This is a genomic window from Crateriforma conspicua (assembly GCF_007752935.1).
Taxonomy (GTDB): Bacteria; Planctomycetota; Planctomycetia; order Pirellulales; family Pirellulaceae; genus Crateriforma; species Crateriforma conspicua.
In genome coordinates, this window is record NZ_CP036319.1 from 328,690 (window position 1) to 345,728 (window position 17,039).

Consider the following 17,039-nt stretch of genomic DNA (forward strand, 5'->3'; position numbering starts at 1 on the left):
GCGTCGGCATCGAATGGATGCCTTCGTCCGATCATTCATTGCTAGGTCGATCCGTGTCGATTGTCAGAAACGCTGATCTGTTGCTGGTGCATTCCGATGCTCGGTTGGCGGAAATCACCTGCTTTCGTTTGGAACTGCTGGGGTATGGCATTCGTGTTTGTTCCAGCGGGACGGATGCATTGTCGGAGATTTCCAAGTCTGTTCCTGACTTGATCATCGTCGACACCACTTTGTCGGATATGGATGGTTTGGAATGGTTGACGCGGCTGCGAGCCGAATATGCGCCGGGCGATTTGCCGGCGCTGGTCTTTTCACAAGACCCGTCGTTGGAAACCGTTGAGCGGGCGTTCATGTCCGGTGCGCAGGATTATTTGCTGACGCCGTTTGATCCGACGGTGTTGGAACAGAAGGTGGAAAGATTGTTGGATTCCAAGTTCAGCTTGAGCCCGGCCCAGTGACTCATCCAGTGAATCGTAAGACACGCACGAAGCCGCACGGCGACAACGCCGGAATGTTGAGGAAACCACGATGAGACGTTTGGGCGACATCCTGATCGAGCAGCAGCGTTTGACACAAGCGCAGTTGGAAGAGGCTTTCGCAAGCAAGCCCCGCGACATCATGCTGGGCGATTGGTTGGTTCAACGGAAACTGTTGAACACGCAGCAATTGGGCGAAGCGCTGGCCGAACAATTCATGGTCCCGTATCTGGACGTTGATCCGGCTTCGGTCGATCTGCAAGTGGCGCGTTTGCTGCCCGAAGACTTTGCGCGCAGCCAAGCCGCCGGAGCGATTTCCGTCGAAGGTCGTGAGATGACTTTGGCGATGGTCGCACCGGACAATATCGAAACCATCGCCGAAGCGGAATTGATGACGGGGTATCGCATTCGACCCGTCGTCGCGCTCGGTGACGCCATCGAGGCATTGATCAGCCGCGTTTACGACGATCGTGCTTTCGCGCGTCAGACGATCGTCGATATGAAGTTCGCTGAATTGGAAGAGGCCCGGCTTTCGGGGGAAGCCGACCTGAACGCTGTGGTGGTGGCCGAACAAGAAGATGCGCCCGTGGTACGTCTGGTCCAGGCAATCCTGGCCGGGGCCGTGACGGCAGGTGCCAGCGATATCCACTTGGAGCCACACAAACCCGAAATGCGGGTGCGTTACCGGGTTGATGGTGAACTGCAGCAAGTGATGACCATTCCCAATCACATTGAAAGTCCGGTGATCAGCCGGATCAAGGTGATGGGTGATATGGACACCACCGAAAACAGACGACCGCAGGACGGCCATTTGACCGTGTTTGAAAACGGCAAACGTGTCGGCTTTCGAGTCAGCTGCATTCCCACCGTGGATGGTCAAAAACTGGTGTTGCGATTGTTGGATGAAGGTGGCCAAACATTCGATTTGGCGGGGATCGGGCTGCCCGATGCCGACTATCAGACACTTAGCCAAATCATCGATAAACCGCACGGCATGTTGGTGGTGACCGGTCCGACGGGAAGCGGAAAAAGCACCACGCTGTATGCGGTGTTGGAATATCTGAACTGCGAAGATCGCAACATCGTGACGGTGGAAGACCCGGTTGAGTTTCGTCTTCCCGGTATCAACCAGGTGCAAAGCGACAATGAGTTCGGAATGGGGTTCGCCAACGCACTGAAGTTCATCATGCGTCAGGACCCCGATGTGATCATGTTGGGGGAAATTCGCGACAGTGAAACGGCAACCACTGCGATCCAGGCTGCGTTGACCGGTCACCTGGTGATCAGCACGCTGCATACCAACGATGCGGTGGGGGCGGTACAGCGGTTGGCCGACTTGGGAGTGGATAACTTCAAAATCGCAGGGTCGTTGCTGGGAAGCGTTGCCCAGCGATTGCTGCGACGCATCTGTGACAACTGCAAGTGTGAGGTGCAGGCAAACGAGAATCTGTTGCGGGCCCTTGATCCAGAGGGCACCATCGATCTGGCGCGTCCGTTTTATCGCGGAAGAGGATGCAACAAGTGTTTGGGAACCGGATTCTCCGGGCGACTGCCGATTTTTGAAATCATGCCCGTCAATCCGGAAATCATGTCGGCCGTCGAAGCCGGGGTTCCCCACAGCCGGCTTCGTGAACTGGCAGTTCGCCACGGCATGGTGGAACTGTATCGCGCCGGGTTGCAGCAAGCGATTGCCGGAACCACATCCCTTGAAGAAGTCTATTTCAAGACGGCGGGCGATCGCCGCAGTGAACAACAGGAATCGATGGAAGCGGGACGCCGTGAGACGGACCGGTTGGCCACGGTTTGACAAGCATCGCAAAGCCTAAGGAATCATCAATGAGCAATTCAGTCTTTGCGGGTACACGCACGCGGCAAACGGTCGGATCGAACCGAGGTCGATCCGAAGGCGGTTTGATGGGATTGTTGCGGAAGCTTCATTCGATCGAAATCGGCGGATCGAAAAAGCCCGGCGTCGATTCCACCAAAATTCGCCCGGCGGCGCTTTCGCAACTGTTGCGTCTGTTGTTGATGCTGCTGCAGAACGGCTTGACCCTGCCCCGTGCCCTGCAATCGCTGGCGTCAGATCGATCGGCCCGTCGATACCGCCACGTCTTGGATCGAATGCGAAGGACCATCGAAGCCGGTGGTCGACTGAGCGAAGGCATGGCTTGTTTCCCGAAATCGTTTTCTTCGATGCAGGTTCAGCAGATCCGCATCGGCGAGAACAGTGGATCGCTGGAAACCACGCTGGAACAGGTCTGCGAGCAACTGGAAAACCGAGTTGCATTGCGGAAGCGAATTGTCAAGAAAGTCAGCTATCCCATTTTGATCACCATCGCCGGGATCGGGCTGACCATCTTCATGTGCACTTTCGTCGTGCCCGAATTCGAAGGCGTCTACAGCACCAGCGGTGTGGATTTGCCTCCGGTGACACGGGTTGTTACGGGGGTGAGTCGTGCATTGATGGCATGGGGCTGGTTGGTTCTGCCGATCGGCGGATTGGTTGGTTTGCTGTGGGCGATCGGTCGATCGCGACCTCGTGTCAGTCGCCAAATGGATCGCATGTTGCTGCGATTGCCGGTTGTCGGGCCCTGGCTGCGAGACGCCGCGGTGTTGCAGTTTGTCGACGCCACTTCTGCGATGATCCAGTGCGGCTACACCCCAGTCGAATCCGTTGAGATGGCCGCCGCGTGCGTTCGCAATCGGGATGTGCGGAGTTCGGTGGAGGAGGTTTGCCGAAGCGTGAATCGCGGCGAAAAGCTGAGCGTCGAATTGTCGCGTCACGAAAAGTATTTCCCGCCCACCTTGTGCCAATTGGTGGCCGTGGGTGAACAGTCGGGAGAGTTGGGCAAAGCGTTGCGGGGAACGGCAAAGCACTTGAGGGAACGGTTGGAGAGTCGTATTGACGCTTCGGTTGGCCTGCTGGAGCCGACACTGACGATTGGCTTGGCCATCTTGATCGGGGGCATCGTGTTGTCGATCTATACCCCCATGTTCCATATGTTTGAGGTCTTGGAATGATGATGCAACGCAACGGTTTGACACTGATCGAGGTGATCTTTGCGGTGACGTTGTCGGCCGCTGCCGCAGCATTGACGATCAGCTATCTGCGACTGCCCGGCGATTCGGCGAAGGATCGCGCTTGCGAGTTGCGACGCGAAGTATTGGCCGAGCAAGTGGCCCGGTATCAGGACATCACCGGTGCAACACCCGGTCGCGATCTGCGGGAACTGCAAACCAGCGAGTACGCGGGAAACGTGTTGCCGACGTGTCCTTCGACGGGGATGAGTTACCGGTACATCGGTGGCCAGGTTCAATGCCCGTCACATCCGTGACACGCGCGGCGATGGTTCGCCCGAGATGAAATTCGCGAAGGCCGTGTCGATCCAATCCAATCGACACGGCCTTTTTTTGATGGTGGTTTCGCAGTGAGAGACGCATGGTTGATGACGCGTCCCAATCCGATGCGGCGATTCGATATTCTGTGAGCGAAGACTTTTGACCGGTTGATCCCTGCGGGCACTCCAATCCACCAGGAAGCTTGACCGAATCTGGCCGCTTTTCGAACCCAAGTATTGAATTCGAATGTCAAATCGATTGTTCGTTTGGTCCATCACCTCGGCGTTGGCCGGCTTTTTGTTCGGATTTGACACGGTGGTCATCTCCGGAGCCGAGAAAACGATTCAATCGCTGTGGGGATTAGGCGACGTCCAGCATGGCTTGGCGATGAGCATGGCGCTGTGGGGCACCGTCGTCGGATCGCTGGTCGGCGGATGGCCGACCGACCATCTGGGGCGTCGCAAGACTTTGATCTGGATTGGAATCCTGTATTTCGTTTCGGCAGTTTGGTCGGCGCTGGCCGGTGACGTTTATTCTTTCATGCTTGCTCGGTTCATCGGCGGCTTGGGGGTTGGGATTTCAACCGTCGCCGCCCCGTTGTTTATTTCGGAGATCGCTCCGCCGGCGCAGCGAGGTCGGCTGGCCGGGATGTTCCAGTTCAACATTGTGTTTGGGATTTTGATCGCCTTTGCTTCCAATGCGATGCTGGGTGGCCTGGGCGATTCCGCTTGGCGATGGATGTTGGGGGTCGAAGCGGTTCCGGCGTTAATCTATTGGGTGATGTGCCTGTCGTTGCCGGAAAGCCCGCGTTGGCTGATCGCAAAACGGTCAGATGTGGACGCGGCCAAGTCTGTCTTTCGACAGGCAATGCCTGATTCGGATGAAGTCGCCATCGATTCGCTGGTCAACGAGATCCAGACCGCATCGGGCCTATCGGGAACGAGAGAATCGTTTTGGGATCGATCTCTGAAGGTGCCCATTGCTTTGGCGTTTTTGGTGGCGTTCTTTAACCAACTGTCTGGGATCAATGCCATTCTGTACTTTTCGCCACGTATCTTTGAACTGACGGGTTTGGGCAAGCAAGCCGCTTTATTGCAGTCAGTGGGGATCGGGATCACCAACCTGATTTTCACCTTTGTGGGTCTGTGGCTGATCGATCGGTTGGGGCGTCGCACGCTGTTGTTGATCGGGTCGGTGGGTTACATCGTGTCGCTGGGGGCTTGCGCATGGGCGTTCGCTTCGGAGACCTTCCAGGTCGTGCCGGCATGCATTTTTGCCTTCATTGCCGCCCATGCCGTCGGTCAAGGGGCCGTCATTTGGGTTCTGATTTCGGAAGTGTTTCCCAATCAGCATCGCGCCGCCGGACAAGCACTGGGCAGCTTCACCCACTGGATCTTTGCCGCCCTGTTGACGTTGTTGTTTCCGACGATGGTCGGACTATTTCATCCGGCAGTCGTGTTCGGCTTCTTCTGTTTCATGATGGTGTTGCAACTGTTGTGGGTGATCTTTCTGGTGCCCGAGACGAAGGGGGTTCCCTTGGAAGAGATCCAGCGACGATTGGGTGTCAGCAAGTCGGGTTAGCCCGGCAAGAACCAGTTCGCACATGACAGGCCGTTGCGATCACGCCGGGGCAACCGGATATCGATAGCCGACGCCGTAAACGGTTTGGATGATGACCGGCTGTTTCGGATCACATTCAATGGCTTTGCGGAGTTGGCTGACCGTTTGATCGACGCTGCGGCTGTTGGGCATTTTGTCGGTACCCCAACAACGGTGATACAGATCTTTTCGGCTGACGACATCGCCGTTGGCGTCAAAAAGCATGGTCAGAATCAAGATTTCGCGTCGTGTCAGGTCATAGGTTTGTTCACCTCGCACGGCTTTCATTTGCGATGGTATGACGCGAAGGTCCGACATTTCAAAGGGCGGATGCTGTGTGACCTCACACTCATCGTGGGACGTCCCTGATGATTCGGGATAGCAGCGTCGCAGCACCGCTTTGACACGGGCAATGACTTCGTGCGAACCAAAGGGCTTGGCGATGTAATCGTCGGCACCGATTTCGAAGCCGATCACCTTGTCTATTTGTTCTCCCTTTGCCGTGATAAAGATGATGGGTGTGCGTTGGTCATGTTGACGAACTTGGCGGCACAGGTCGAAACCACTCTTGATAGGCATCATCACGTCCAGGCACAGCAAATCAAAAGCGTGTTGCTTGATCGCATCGGCTGCGCTCAGCCCGTCACCGAACGCCGCGACGTGATAGCCTTCGGATTCCAGCAATTCCTGCAAAGCCGACCGGGTGTGTCGATCGTCCTCGGCGATCAGAATACGCGGCGTCATGATTGGCTCCGTTTAAACGTCGGAACATCGGCGTTACTTTTCACTTGGTTTCCATGCCGCAGTGTCAAACGAAAATGTGCGCCTTGTCGTTTCGTGACGTAGACCAAATCACCATCGTGTCGGCGAGCGGCGTTTCGAGCGATCGCCAAACCGAGGCCCGTACCGGCGGGGGATTCCAGCGAGTCGTCCAATCGTTGAAAGGGGGCGAACACCTTCCGGATGGACGATCTCGGGATCCCAGGTCCGTCGTCGATGATATCGATGATCGTGTCGCTGGGTGTCTGGGCCGATCGGATTTCTAGGCGACCGCCCTGCCCCGCATATTTTTCGACGTTGCTGATCAGGTTGACCAGGATGATGTCCAACAGGTCTTCGTCCAGTTGCACTGCACGCGATGCATCAAGTCGCAGGTCCGTTCGGATCTGTCGATGCTGTAACGAGGGCAGAAAGCTTTCGATCGTGGTACGAATGACATCATCGGGGACACGCTGAATCAGGCGAAGCTTGTTCTTGCCCGATACCATTTCCAAAACACCGGAAACAATCCGCGATAGACGGCGACTTTCTTCTTCGATGACGTCCAACCGCTTGCTGGCTGCAGATTCCGTGGGGGATTCTTTTGACTTGGCCAAATCACGACGTGCCAAGTCGGTGTACAGGCGAATGTTTGTCAGTGGTGTCCGCAGTTCGTGTGAAACGTGACTGGCAAAACTGACTTGTTGTTGCGCGAGCGCCATTTGACGTTGCATGGCGGTCATCAAGTAGATGCCCAACAGTGACAGGCACGTGACGATGGAAACCAATAATGCCGCAAGCGGTAGCCACGGTGCGGTGGGCCATTGCAATTGCGACGATTCGGGTAAGGCATAGGACAGGCTCCAAGACGACCAGGGTGCCGACATGCGAATGCTTTCCCGAATGGCGTCGTCATCGGGCACAGGGTCACCCCAGCGATAAATCGTTTCGTTGTCGCTGTTGTGAAGTGCAAAGGATTCGCCCTTTTCCCCGCTGTCCGGGACCGATTGAATCAAGTCAGCCATCCATCGACCACGTTCCAAGACGACTCCTGTGGCGGATTGGTCGTCGCGTGGCAGCCATAAGGCCAGTTGCAGTCCGTTGTCGTGATAACAGGTTTGCCAACGTGATTGACGCGGTGGTTGCTTGGCCGTGCTGCGGCGTCCGGTCGCCAACTTTCGTGAAAGTATGGAGGTCAGCAACCGATCGTCGGCGGGTTTACTGTCATCGGCAGCGCCGATCGGCCGGCGTCTGGCAAGTTCGCTTAGAACGGCGTGCCAAAGGATGTCGTGGGAAGCATCGGTCGCGGGACGTTCGGGATAGATCAATCGTCCGTCGCGGTCGACCAACATCGTGGCGTGGACCAGTGGCGATTGGCGGCGCAAATCACGCAACGAATCCACATTGCGATCGGCCTGGGACAAGTTGGCGGTCAGTTGAGTTTGGTACAGCCTGGAAAGTGCGATGAAGCGTTGATCCAGTTCATCCAAACGCGACCGCATCAGCCGCTGCAATTGCGCACGTTGTTGTTCATTCTGTCGTGCGACGACTCTTGACCCCAGCCAGCCGATCACGACCAGGGGGACGACCGTCAACAGAAGTAACGCAATGGCATATCGCAGCGGCAAAGTGACTTTCCAAATCGTTGGTGCGGCGATCTATTCGCCGTACGTTTGTTGCTGTTCGACGCGGTTTTGCATCGCCCGCATTCCCTTTCGAAGCATGCCCCATTTTTTGACGTCGATGATCGATTCCGCTTGCACGGAATTCGATTTTTCGACTTGTGACAATTCGGGCAGAACCACATCAACTCCGGCGTCGGCGCACTGCAATCGGACGACCGAAAGTTCGTCGGCATTTTGCCGCAGCAACTTCTGGGCTTCTTGGACTTGTCCCGCATCGCGAAGTGCGGTCGCGCGGCGGTTGCGTTCGGTGGTCACTTGCAAAGTGCAGTAAGCCAGGATCTCCAGATCACGAGCCTTTTCGATTTCCGTGTCTGAATCGCTGAAGCGGACTTCGACGTGACTGGTCAGCTTGTCCATCGTTTCGGTTTTAAGGTTGCGGTACTTCACCGCCACGTCGGCGACCGGTCGTGTGGTGTCGGATTCACCCGCGTCGATTTCGGTTTCCAAGATGAAGTATCGTTCTTGCTTGGCATAAAGCTGCGCCAGCGGAATGTGAACCGATTGGCCGTCGATGTCACCTTCGCTGCCGATCAAGCGTACGGGACGAACCGAAGGATCCAGATCGATGTTGATTTCGAACTCGTTGGCCACGACGCTCAGCAACCCGTCGAATTCTTGATTGAACACCGCAACCAAATCGTCGGCTTGTTCGATAAAGGCGTGGTTGCCGCCACCGACCGATGCTAACGCGACCATCAGGTCTTCGTTGTAGTTCAGTCCCAAACCCAACGTGCTGACGCTGATGCCTTCCTTGATCAGCGAACGCCCCAAGCTTTCGAGGTCTTGGGGGCTCTTGGGGCCGACGTTGGCCAGTCCGTCGGACAGCAAGATGACACGGTTGACTTGGTCATCGGCAAGGAACTTGCGGACTTCGGCGGCCCCTTTGCTGACGCCCGCGAACAACGCGGTCGATCCGTTCGCTTGGACGCTGCGGATCGCCGCCTTGATGGATTCGCGGTCGCTGGCCTTGGTTGCGGGAACCAAAACTTCGACGTTGGAGTCGTACAGGATCACCGAAACGATGTCTTGATCGCTCAGGCGATTGATCGCGGTGATGGCGGCTTCTTTCGCACGAGCGATCTTTTCACCGCTCATCGATCCGCTGCGATCCAGAACCAGTGCGACGTTGACGGGTGGTCGTTCCTTATCGCTGGGCATGTCAAACCCGGTCAACGCGACGCGTAAATAATTGGTTTGTTTCGCACCCGACTTGATCGTCGGATTGACCAGGCGAACGTCCAGTTGGACTTGTTCGGCGTGAAGATTTGAACCGAACAGAAGACCGAGTATGAGCCATGATCCGGTAAAAATCCGGCAAGCCGATGTGGCAGGTTTCATTCTCGGATGAATCGATGTGACAGACATTCAATCACCATGCTTTCCTTCGAAGGTCGTTTACCCACCGGATGCGAATCCGGTCCCACATGCATTGAACGACTTTGTCGCGGCGGGAAAGTGGTTTCGGTGTCAGGCAATTGTAAAAACAATGTCGGATCAGTCGGCGGCGTGGAATGGTCACGCTCCCAGATGTCGAACGATGTCTGCGGGGTTGCCGGATTGTTGCAAGATTTCTCGTTGGCGAGTCGCCCAACTGGGGCCTGCGGCGATTTCGCGGACGAACCGGAGTTCGGATTCGCAACGCAGGTCTTGTGCAATGCCCGTCAGCGAATCGACCAAACCGAACGCGATGTCGCGGACCGACCGTACGCCATAGTCCGAAGCATCGACCAGGTGTGCGTCCAGGCCGTGTCGTGCCGCGCGCCATTTGTTTTGCCGAACCATCATTGGATGGCAATCGAACTGATAGGTGCCTTCGTCGATTTCATCGTTGAGTGCCTTGACAAGGCATTGCACCAGAGCGGTCAATCCTGCGACGTGATCCAAGCATCCCGGCATGTCGCACATGCGGACTTCCACCGTGCCGAAGTTGTGGTGTGGCCGCACGTCCCACCAGATTTCACGAATCGATCGAATGAATCCGGTGTCTTCCATGTGATTGACCAGCCAAACATATTCGCTCCAGTTTCGCATCAAGCTGGGCAGTCCTGCGGTGGGCAGGCCTTCCATCAATTTGGAGCGATACGAATGCAGGCCGGTGTCGCGGTTTTGCCAATACGGGCTGCTGGCGGATAACGCCAGCAGGGTCGGCAAGTGCTGCATGATTCGGTCGCAGATCATGACCGCTTTGTCGCCCGAATCAACACCGACGTGGACGTGTAAGCCGAAGGTGATCAGACGACGCGCCATTTCCTGAAGCATTTCGACCAGACTTTGATAGCGAGCCTGGTCGGTGATCCGTTGGTTTTCCCACAAGCTGAAGGGATGCGTTCCGCCCCACCAAAGTTTCAAGCCACACGACTGGGCCGTGGATGCCAAGACATCGGTTTTGTGTCGAAAATCGGCAGTGGCGTCCGATACGGTTTCGCAAACGCCCGTGATGACTTCGACACACGATTGTGCCAATTCATGCTTGAAACAGTCGGGTTCACTGGTTTCCAGCTTTTCCAAGACATCGCTTGATCGGCTGGCCAGGGCACAGGTTTCGCAGTCGACGATCCCGAGTTCCAATTCGACGCCGATGGAATGAGTCTCGTTTCCATTGAACGATAGCTTGGCCATAGGCGATGCCGTTTCGGTAAACGAATGCTTCGGCGGATCCGACGCAGCGGAGTTACCGGACGTCGCCGAAAGACAAGCGGGGGGAGAAGACCTTGGTATTGTAGACGCTATCGCCGATACGTAGTGGCCGACCGGACGAGGCTGCCGTGGTTTCGGATGCCCTATTGAGGACGAAAGTACTGGATGATCGCGGTGGCCATGATCTTTGCACCGATTGCCAGACAACGTTCATCAACATCGAACTGGGCGGTGTGTAACGGATGGTGCCCGCACGCATCGCCGGCGACCCCCAAGCGGAACATGGCACCGGGGATCTTTTGCAGGTAGTACGAAAAGTCCTCGCTGCCCATGCTGGGTTCAGCGATCGGCGTGGGGGCGTTGGGGCCCGCGACCAAGACGGCGGCGTCGCTGATCAATTGAATCAGCGACTGGTCGTTGATCACCGCGGGCGCGCTGACGCCCAACCGACTGCGGACTTCACAGCCGGTTTGTTGTTTGACTGAACGGCTGACATCGTGCAACGCGTCCAAAGCGATGGATCTTGCTTCGGTACTAAGCGTGCGAAGCGAACCGCTGACGTCCGCCTGGTCAGGGATCACATTGGCGCTGTGGCCGGCGTTGATTTGTCCGACCGAGAAGACAACGGTTTGGTCCGCCGACACGACGCGGTGGATGCGGCGAAAGGCTGATTGAACCCACAAGGTGCAAGCGTCAATCGGGTCTTTGCAAAGATGAGGTCGTGCGCCGTGCCCTCCTTTGCCAAGGAAATCGACATGGATCATGTCGCAGGAAGCGGTCAACACGCCCGCCTTCAATCCGATTTCGCCGATCGGTCGCGTCGGGTCCACATGCAGGGCCAAGATCGCATCGACACCCTCGATCGCACCACTGCGGATCATGTGGCTGGCGCCTTGGGCGATTTCCTCCGCCGGCTGTAAAACGGCACGCAGCGCGATGGGCCATGGCAATTGATTTCGTTCGGCCATGGCCGTCAAAATTTGCACCGCACCACAGACGACACTTGGATGAACGTCGTGGCCACAGGCATGCATCACGCCCGGATTGTGGCTGTGATAGTCGACGATTTTTTGGTCGGCGATGGGCAACGCATCGATATCGCCGCGAAGCGCAATGCGGCGATCCGGCGTACCGTCGTCGGTCGTTGCCACATCCAGATCGGCAAATAGTCCGCGGTCGTCGTCCGCCAGTTGTGGATGCAGACCCAATTGTTCCAGAAAGCCCGCCAGGAACCGAGTGGTTTTGTGTTCTTGACCGGACAGTTCCGGGTTCCGGTGAAGATGACGGCGCATTTCCACCAAGCCGCTTTGAATCTGGTCGGCGTGTTGTTGAAGATCGGCAACCCAGGTGGGCATGGCGGCGTGAGGATGGATCGGTCTGCCCTGTATCAGTCAAGGAAGTGCCGGTTTGCTGGCGATGCTTCCAGGATACTCCGATGCCGCCATGGGGACGAACGGTGCGGCGAACGTCAGCGACGCCACTGTTCGGGCAATTCTTGCGAAACGGATGTTGCGTCCGGGGTGGCGATCAACGGCGACGCGATGTCCGCCGATGCGGTGATGTCGACCGATGCGGTGGTGGAATCAGTGGAGCGTGTTTGCTGTGCCGAAGCTGCGTTCAATTCGGCTTGTCGTTGCGAGATTTGCTTCACCAGTTCGGTGGGCGACTTCAGATTCGCAGACGTTTTGATGCCCATCCGTTCAGCCTGTTCAAGGACATCCTGCTGATGTTTGTGGGCGACACTGATTCGCTTTTTCGCGTCGTCACAGGAAGTGATCGTTGACGCCAACATGCGGCTGATGTCGCGGTTGGCCGGGTCGAACTGGCGACGCGCCGGCGCGGTCGTGCTTGTCCCCGTGATGACGGATTGGTTTTGCTGGATCGACGACTGCAGAGCCAGCAATTCGCCACGAATCTTTTCGATCTCGGTTTCCGCGGCTTCCAGTTCTGCCTGGGAAGTGACGACTTGTTCCAGCTCAAATTCGATGCCCGCGACACTGCTGATTCCGGCCGCCTTCAAGGTTTCTTTCACCCATCCTGGTGCGATCAGCAACAACAGGATTGCGGAAACGACCAAGAGTTCACGTGTGGCGGCAAACAATTCGCGCCATTGAGTCCAACGGGTCACCGATTCGCTTGTCATCGCCGTCGTGTTTCCAATGAGAATCTTGCTTCGTCAGCCCAGCGTCTTGAACGCTTTTCGATGACGGTCGGCTAACAAACCACACGAGGCCACGTCAAGACATTTTTTTTGCGTTGGTTCGTCGTTCTTGATCGGGCATTTCACTGCACCACGTCGATGATCACGCGCCGATAGGCGACCAGCGGCGGTGTGCCGTCGTCTTCGATTTCCAAGATGATGTGGATGGTCTGTTTACCGCGCGCGTCTTTGGGCACCTGGATCGTGGCGATCGGCCGCTTGTCGTTCTTCAGTTGGACCGTGCCCGGATAGCTGCCCGCCTCGGGATAGATGTACCAACGAATTGACAGTTGGTCGTCATCAGGATCGCGACTGCCGGAGCTGGACAGTTCAATGGTCTGTTCGGGTTGGGCGGCGATTCGAACGACGCGTCGGGATTCGTCGCCGTTAACGACGGCGACAGGGTTGTGATTGACGTCTTCGAATCGACGGGACACACATCGATCCATTCGCGCCGCAAAGTCGTTTTGGAAATGGCGTCGCCAACGCCAGATGGTTGCCGGATCGCTGGTGACAGTGACTCCATCGCTGGTCGATACGGTGTCGCGACTGTTTCGGTTGTTGGTCCAGATCGGACGAGTTTCACCGTAAGTTTGAAACAGTTGATAGCGACCACCCCATCCGCCATAGCTGGGGCTGTAGTGCCAACCCAGTCCGTTGTCGATCAAGCCTAGGAACGACGGTGTGTCGCCTTCCATGATGTACTTGGCTTCGGGATACAGTTCGCCCAGCGGACCGTGGTCTTCGATCACGTTTTCGACCAGCCAGGGATTGTCGACCATGTCAAAGGATTCGAAGGGGCCGTTCTTGTAGAACCGATCACCACTGATTCCCGTCCACGTGGCTTGGTGATACAGCCCGCCGTCTTCGGTGCTGGGACTGACGATATAAAACAAGTCGGCAAATTCGCGTCGCAGCCAGGGGCCGGCGTCGTCTTGGTCGCTGATCGTGTAAACCCTGAGCCGGCGGACCATCTGGTGGAACTGGTTGTATCGCAGTTTGCGTCCTGCATCGCGCAGGGCTTGCGCCAACGTGTTCGCGCCGCCCCAAATGCAAACCCATAACGGACGTTCGTCGGGCATCAATGCCGCGTCGATCAATAGTTCCGAACCTGGTGTCGATTTGCCTTCACCGACACCCGCCATGCCGTATTCGGTTTGTCCCGTCGCGGTGACGAGTCGCAATTGATCCGCCGTGGGGTAACCCGCGGCATGAGCCGAAAGGTTGTCACGGACTTTCGCATAGGCGTCGATTTGCCGGCGAATCAAATCTTCGCGGGGATCGGATCGCAGCCAAGTGCTGGTGGTCGCCACCAAACCTTCGATGTCGAATTCATTGCTGTAGACCAGAAAGCGGACCAGCGATTCTTCATCGTCCGGTTCGTTGGAGATGTCCGTCAGCACAAAAACGCGAGGACGCTCGGCCCGGCAAACCGAGTGGCCGACGTGTGGGGGCATCGCGAAGGCGAAAAGCCCGATAACCAATGGGGTCCAATGCGTCCACCGAAACATGGCTGATTCTCCGGACCGATCCGACCCGAGGTGCTGGCGTCGGTCGTATCAAACGAAAAGCAAGTGATGAAGTCCCGCGGCCGGCGTCGGCCGCATCAGGTGTGTTCATCATTATGGTCCAACGAACGGGCAGACGGCGGCGTCGTTACCGGTCGTCGGCGGATGGTCCCATCGATGACGTTCGGCACGGTCAATCAGGCGTCCTGCGGGGCCGGTGGGGTCCAGTCGGCCAGGCAGCGATCGAGCAATGAAACGGCGGCATCGATGTGCTGGGTCGTTGTCGTTGCCGGTGGAGGCAAAAAACGCAAACGCGTCGGTGCGGAACCGCAGACGAATCCCAACAAACCCGTCTGGTACATCTGATCCATCAACGATTTGGCTTCGTCAAAGCTGCCGCCGCCGGGTGTGAATGCGATCATCATGCCTTCGCCGAATGGGCCGCTGATCTTGTCCGGATACTTGTCGGCCAAGCTTTGCAGTTGTTGGGCAAAGTAGCGGTGGCGTTTCATGTTTTCGCCATCTTGCCCGTAACAGCCGGCTTGTTCCAACGCATCCAACGTCGCAATGCCCGTGGCGATCGACGCGGTGGATCCCGTGAACGTTTGGCTTAGGATCGGGGCGTCCGGTTTAAAGTCGGCACGATACAACGTCGCGCAGACTTGCGTGATCTTGCCAACGGTGACGATGTCGGCGAACGATTCCAGCTGATAATGTTGGAATGCGAACGGGCAGGATGTTCGGCTGAAGGTTTGGATTTCATCGAAGATGATGGGGATGCCCGCATCACGCAGTGGCTGGCAAAGCGCGGCGAAGAATTCGTGGCTGCCAGGATAGTAGCCACCTTCACCGGCGATCGGTTCGGCCCAAAAGGCGGCGTAACGACCCGGGTGTCGCTTCAACAATCGCTGCAGTTCATCGACGGCCCATCGGGTGCTGCGCTGGGGATGATCGGGGTCCAGGAATGGCAGGTAGTCCACGTCCAACGTCAGCGGCAGGCCGCTGCGATAGTTGGGTCGATCGGTGACAGCCGCCAGGGCCAGAGACCGTCCCGCAAAGGCATTGTCAAACGCGATGATTCGGTCGGCGGGGCTGCGGTGGTGAAGGGCAAGCTTCAGTGCGTTTTCGTTCGCCATTGCACCGCTGGTCGACAGCATGCAGTGGGCCAACGGGGCGCCCGTCGCGCTGGCCAACTGGATCAGTTTTTCGGCCATCACGACGCTGGCGGGGTTTTGTTGCAAATTCCCCTGCATCACGGTGTCTTCGATGGCCGCATCGATGGCGGCGTCGACAATCGTTTCGTGGCTGTGGCCCATCCCGTGGACACCGATTCCCCCGATGAAATCCAACTTGACGCTGCCGTCGGCCAATTCGACGTAGGGACCGTTGCCCAGCCCCGACGAAAGGTACGGCCAAATCGTCGGACCGCCGCGTGGTGCGGCGGCACGATCCAGCCACGCTTGATAGTCCGCCACCAGGGCATCGTCCGCCGGGCGGACATCCGTCAATTCGCCGGCGTGATCGGCCATCGCTTGGGCGATCAGTTGTTTGGCTTGTGCGATCCGCGGGTCATTCCGCATTCGCATGGCGGCCGTGGCGGTCTGGACGGGGTTGGAGGGCGTGTTCATAGCGTCAGAGCTTGCTTGGATGGTTGCGGCGGTCGACCGCCAATTCTAAATGGTTTGCCGATTCGCCCCAGCCCCACCGTTTGATCTGGTTGTCACAGCGTGGCGGCCCGATTCTTACAGCGTGGCGGCCCGGAATCCGATTTCCAGCGCCGGCGGACCTTAGGGAATTCGGGGGGATGCGCCGGTGCAAGGTGGACCCCCATTAACAGTTTCGGGTTCGGGGCCGATGATGCCGCGATGAACTGGATCCTGCTGTCACTGGTGTCCGCGGTTTTGCTGGGTTGTTACGACATCAGCAAAAAGAAAGCGGCTTCGGCCAACGCGGTGCCCGCGGTGTTGTTGATCAGCACGTCCATCGGTGCCGCGCTGTGGTTGCCGCTGGTCGTGTGGTACTTCGTCGATCCCACGTCACAGCCGGTCGCTTGGTTGGCCATTGAACCGCTGGACGTTCACGGGCATTGGTTGGTGGTGGCCAAAAGTGTTCTGGTGGCTTCGTCATGGACGTTCGCGCTGTTTGCGCTCAAGCATTTGCCACTGTCGATCGCTGCGCCGATTCGATCGACCAGCCCGCTGTGGACGATTTTGATCGCAACGGTGGTGTTGGGAGAACGGCCGACGACGGTTCAGTGGGCCGGGATCGTGATCGTCTTGTTTTCGTTCTGGATGTTTTCGGTTGTGGGGCGTCGCGAAGGCATCCATTTCATCCGTGACCGATGGGTCGCCTGCATGATGTTGGCGACGGTGACCGGGGCGGTCAGTTCGATCTATGACAAATACTTGTTGCAGACCGTGGGCATCCCGGTGGCGACCCTGCAAGCTTGGTTCACGCTTTACTTGGTGCCCGCGATGGTGCCATGTTTTCTGTGGTGGTTTCGGATGGACCGACGCCGGATGCCGCTACAGTGGCGACGCAGTATTTGCCTGATCAGCCCATTGTTGCTGGCCGCCGACCTGGTCTATTTCAACGCCGTGGCGGATAGCGACGCGTTGATTTCAGTGATTTCCACCTTGCGTCGCTGCAGCGTTGTTGTGGCGTTTGTCTATGGAATCGGTGCGTTGAAGGAACGCCAAGTCGCGGCAAAGGCAATGTGCATCGCAGGCATCCTGTTGGGCGTGATCGTCTTGACGTGTTTCGGGTGATTGCCTGGATGCGGGGCCAGCCAACGTTGGGGACAAGACGGGATTCCGAGGATCGCCGGGACGGGTGG

14 protein-coding genes are annotated in these 17,039 nt (G+C 57.3%); 6 read left to right on the top strand and 8 right to left on the bottom strand.

Annotated features, from left to right (window positions below; genetic code table 11):
• Positions 1-53: 53 nt before the first annotated feature.
• From Mal65_RS01325 to Mal65_RS01345, 5 genes are all read left to right on the top strand, one after another.
• Positions 54-458 (top strand): response regulator, encoded by a 405-nt coding sequence (locus tag Mal65_RS01325; RefSeq protein WP_196784474.1) that lies wholly within the window; start codon positions 54-56, stop codon positions 456-458.
• A gap of 70 nt (positions 459-528) precedes the next feature.
• Positions 529-2,283 carry a GspE/PulE family protein gene (locus Mal65_RS01330; protein WP_145292943.1) on the top strand — a complete coding sequence of 585 codons (1,755 nt, stop codon included), beginning with the start codon at positions 529-531 and terminating at the stop codon, positions 2,281-2,283.
• A gap of 29 nt (positions 2,284-2,312) precedes the next feature.
• The gene (locus Mal65_RS01335; RefSeq protein ID WP_174820114.1) at positions 2,313-3,497 is read left to right on the top strand and encodes a type II secretion system F family protein; all 1,185 of its coding nucleotides are present in this window, start codon (positions 2,313-2,315) and stop codon (positions 3,495-3,497) included.
• Positions 3,494-3,811, top strand: a complete 318-nt coding sequence (locus Mal65_RS01340) for a prepilin-type N-terminal cleavage/methylation domain-containing protein (RefSeq protein WP_145292946.1) — start codon at positions 3,494-3,496, stop codon at positions 3,809-3,811. The genes Mal65_RS01335 and Mal65_RS01340 overlap by 4 nt, the downstream gene beginning before the upstream one ends.
• A gap of 250 nt (positions 3,812-4,061) precedes the next feature.
• Positions 4,062-5,396 carry a sugar porter family MFS transporter gene (locus tag Mal65_RS01345; RefSeq protein WP_145292948.1) on the top strand — a complete coding sequence of 445 codons (1,335 nt, stop codon included), beginning with the start codon at positions 4,062-4,064 and terminating at the stop codon, positions 5,394-5,396.
• Between the two features lie 39 nt (positions 5,397-5,435).
• Here Mal65_RS01345 and Mal65_RS01350 read toward each other — a convergent pair whose 3' ends face one another.
• The 8 genes from Mal65_RS01350 to Mal65_RS01385 all read right to left on the bottom strand — a co-directional run bounded on the left by Mal65_RS01350 (position 5,436) and on the right by Mal65_RS01385 (position 15,831).
• Positions 5,436-6,158, bottom strand: a complete 723-nt coding sequence (locus tag Mal65_RS01350) for a response regulator transcription factor (protein WP_145292950.1) — start codon at positions 6,156-6,158, stop codon at positions 5,436-5,438.
• Entirely contained in the window at positions 6,155-7,801 is a 1,647-nt protein-coding gene (locus tag Mal65_RS01355) for a sensor histidine kinase (RefSeq protein ID WP_145292952.1), read from the bottom strand. The genes Mal65_RS01350 and Mal65_RS01355 overlap by 4 nt, the downstream gene beginning before the upstream one ends.
• Before the next feature lie 30 nt (positions 7,802-7,831).
• Entirely contained in the window at positions 7,832-9,196 is a 1,365-nt protein-coding gene (locus Mal65_RS01360; RefSeq protein ID WP_145292954.1) for a vWA domain-containing protein, read from the bottom strand.
• A gap of 177 nt (positions 9,197-9,373) precedes the next feature.
• Positions 9,374-10,477, bottom strand: a complete 1,104-nt coding sequence (locus Mal65_RS01365; RefSeq protein WP_145292956.1) for a carboxylate-amine ligase — start codon at positions 10,475-10,477, stop codon at positions 9,374-9,376.
• A gap of 161 nt (positions 10,478-10,638) precedes the next feature.
• Positions 10,639-11,850 carry a M20 metallopeptidase family protein gene (locus Mal65_RS01370; protein WP_145292958.1) on the bottom strand — a complete coding sequence of 404 codons (1,212 nt, stop codon included), beginning with the start codon at positions 11,848-11,850 and terminating at the stop codon, positions 10,639-10,641.
• Positions 11,851-11,963: 113 nt separating this feature from the next.
• Positions 11,964-12,638 (bottom strand): hypothetical protein, encoded by a 675-nt coding sequence (locus Mal65_RS01375; protein ID WP_145292960.1) that lies wholly within the window; start codon positions 12,636-12,638, stop codon positions 11,964-11,966.
• Between the two features lie 140 nt (positions 12,639-12,778).
• Positions 12,779-14,152 (bottom strand): DUF1593 domain-containing protein, encoded by a 1,374-nt coding sequence (locus Mal65_RS01380; RefSeq protein WP_145292962.1) that lies wholly within the window; start codon positions 14,150-14,152, stop codon positions 12,779-12,781.
• A 248-nt stretch (positions 14,153-14,400) separates the two neighbouring features.
• Positions 14,401-15,831, bottom strand: a complete 1,431-nt coding sequence (locus tag Mal65_RS01385; RefSeq protein ID WP_196784475.1) for a class-III pyridoxal-phosphate-dependent aminotransferase — start codon at positions 15,829-15,831, stop codon at positions 14,401-14,403.
• Positions 15,832-16,068: 237 nt separating this feature from the next.
• Between Mal65_RS01385 and Mal65_RS01390 the strand changes: the two genes are divergently transcribed.
• Complete coding sequence (locus tag Mal65_RS01390; protein WP_145292964.1) at positions 16,069-16,971, top strand: EamA family transporter; 903 nt, start codon at positions 16,069-16,071, stop codon at positions 16,969-16,971.
• The last annotated feature ends 68 nt before the right edge of the window (positions 16,972-17,039 follow it).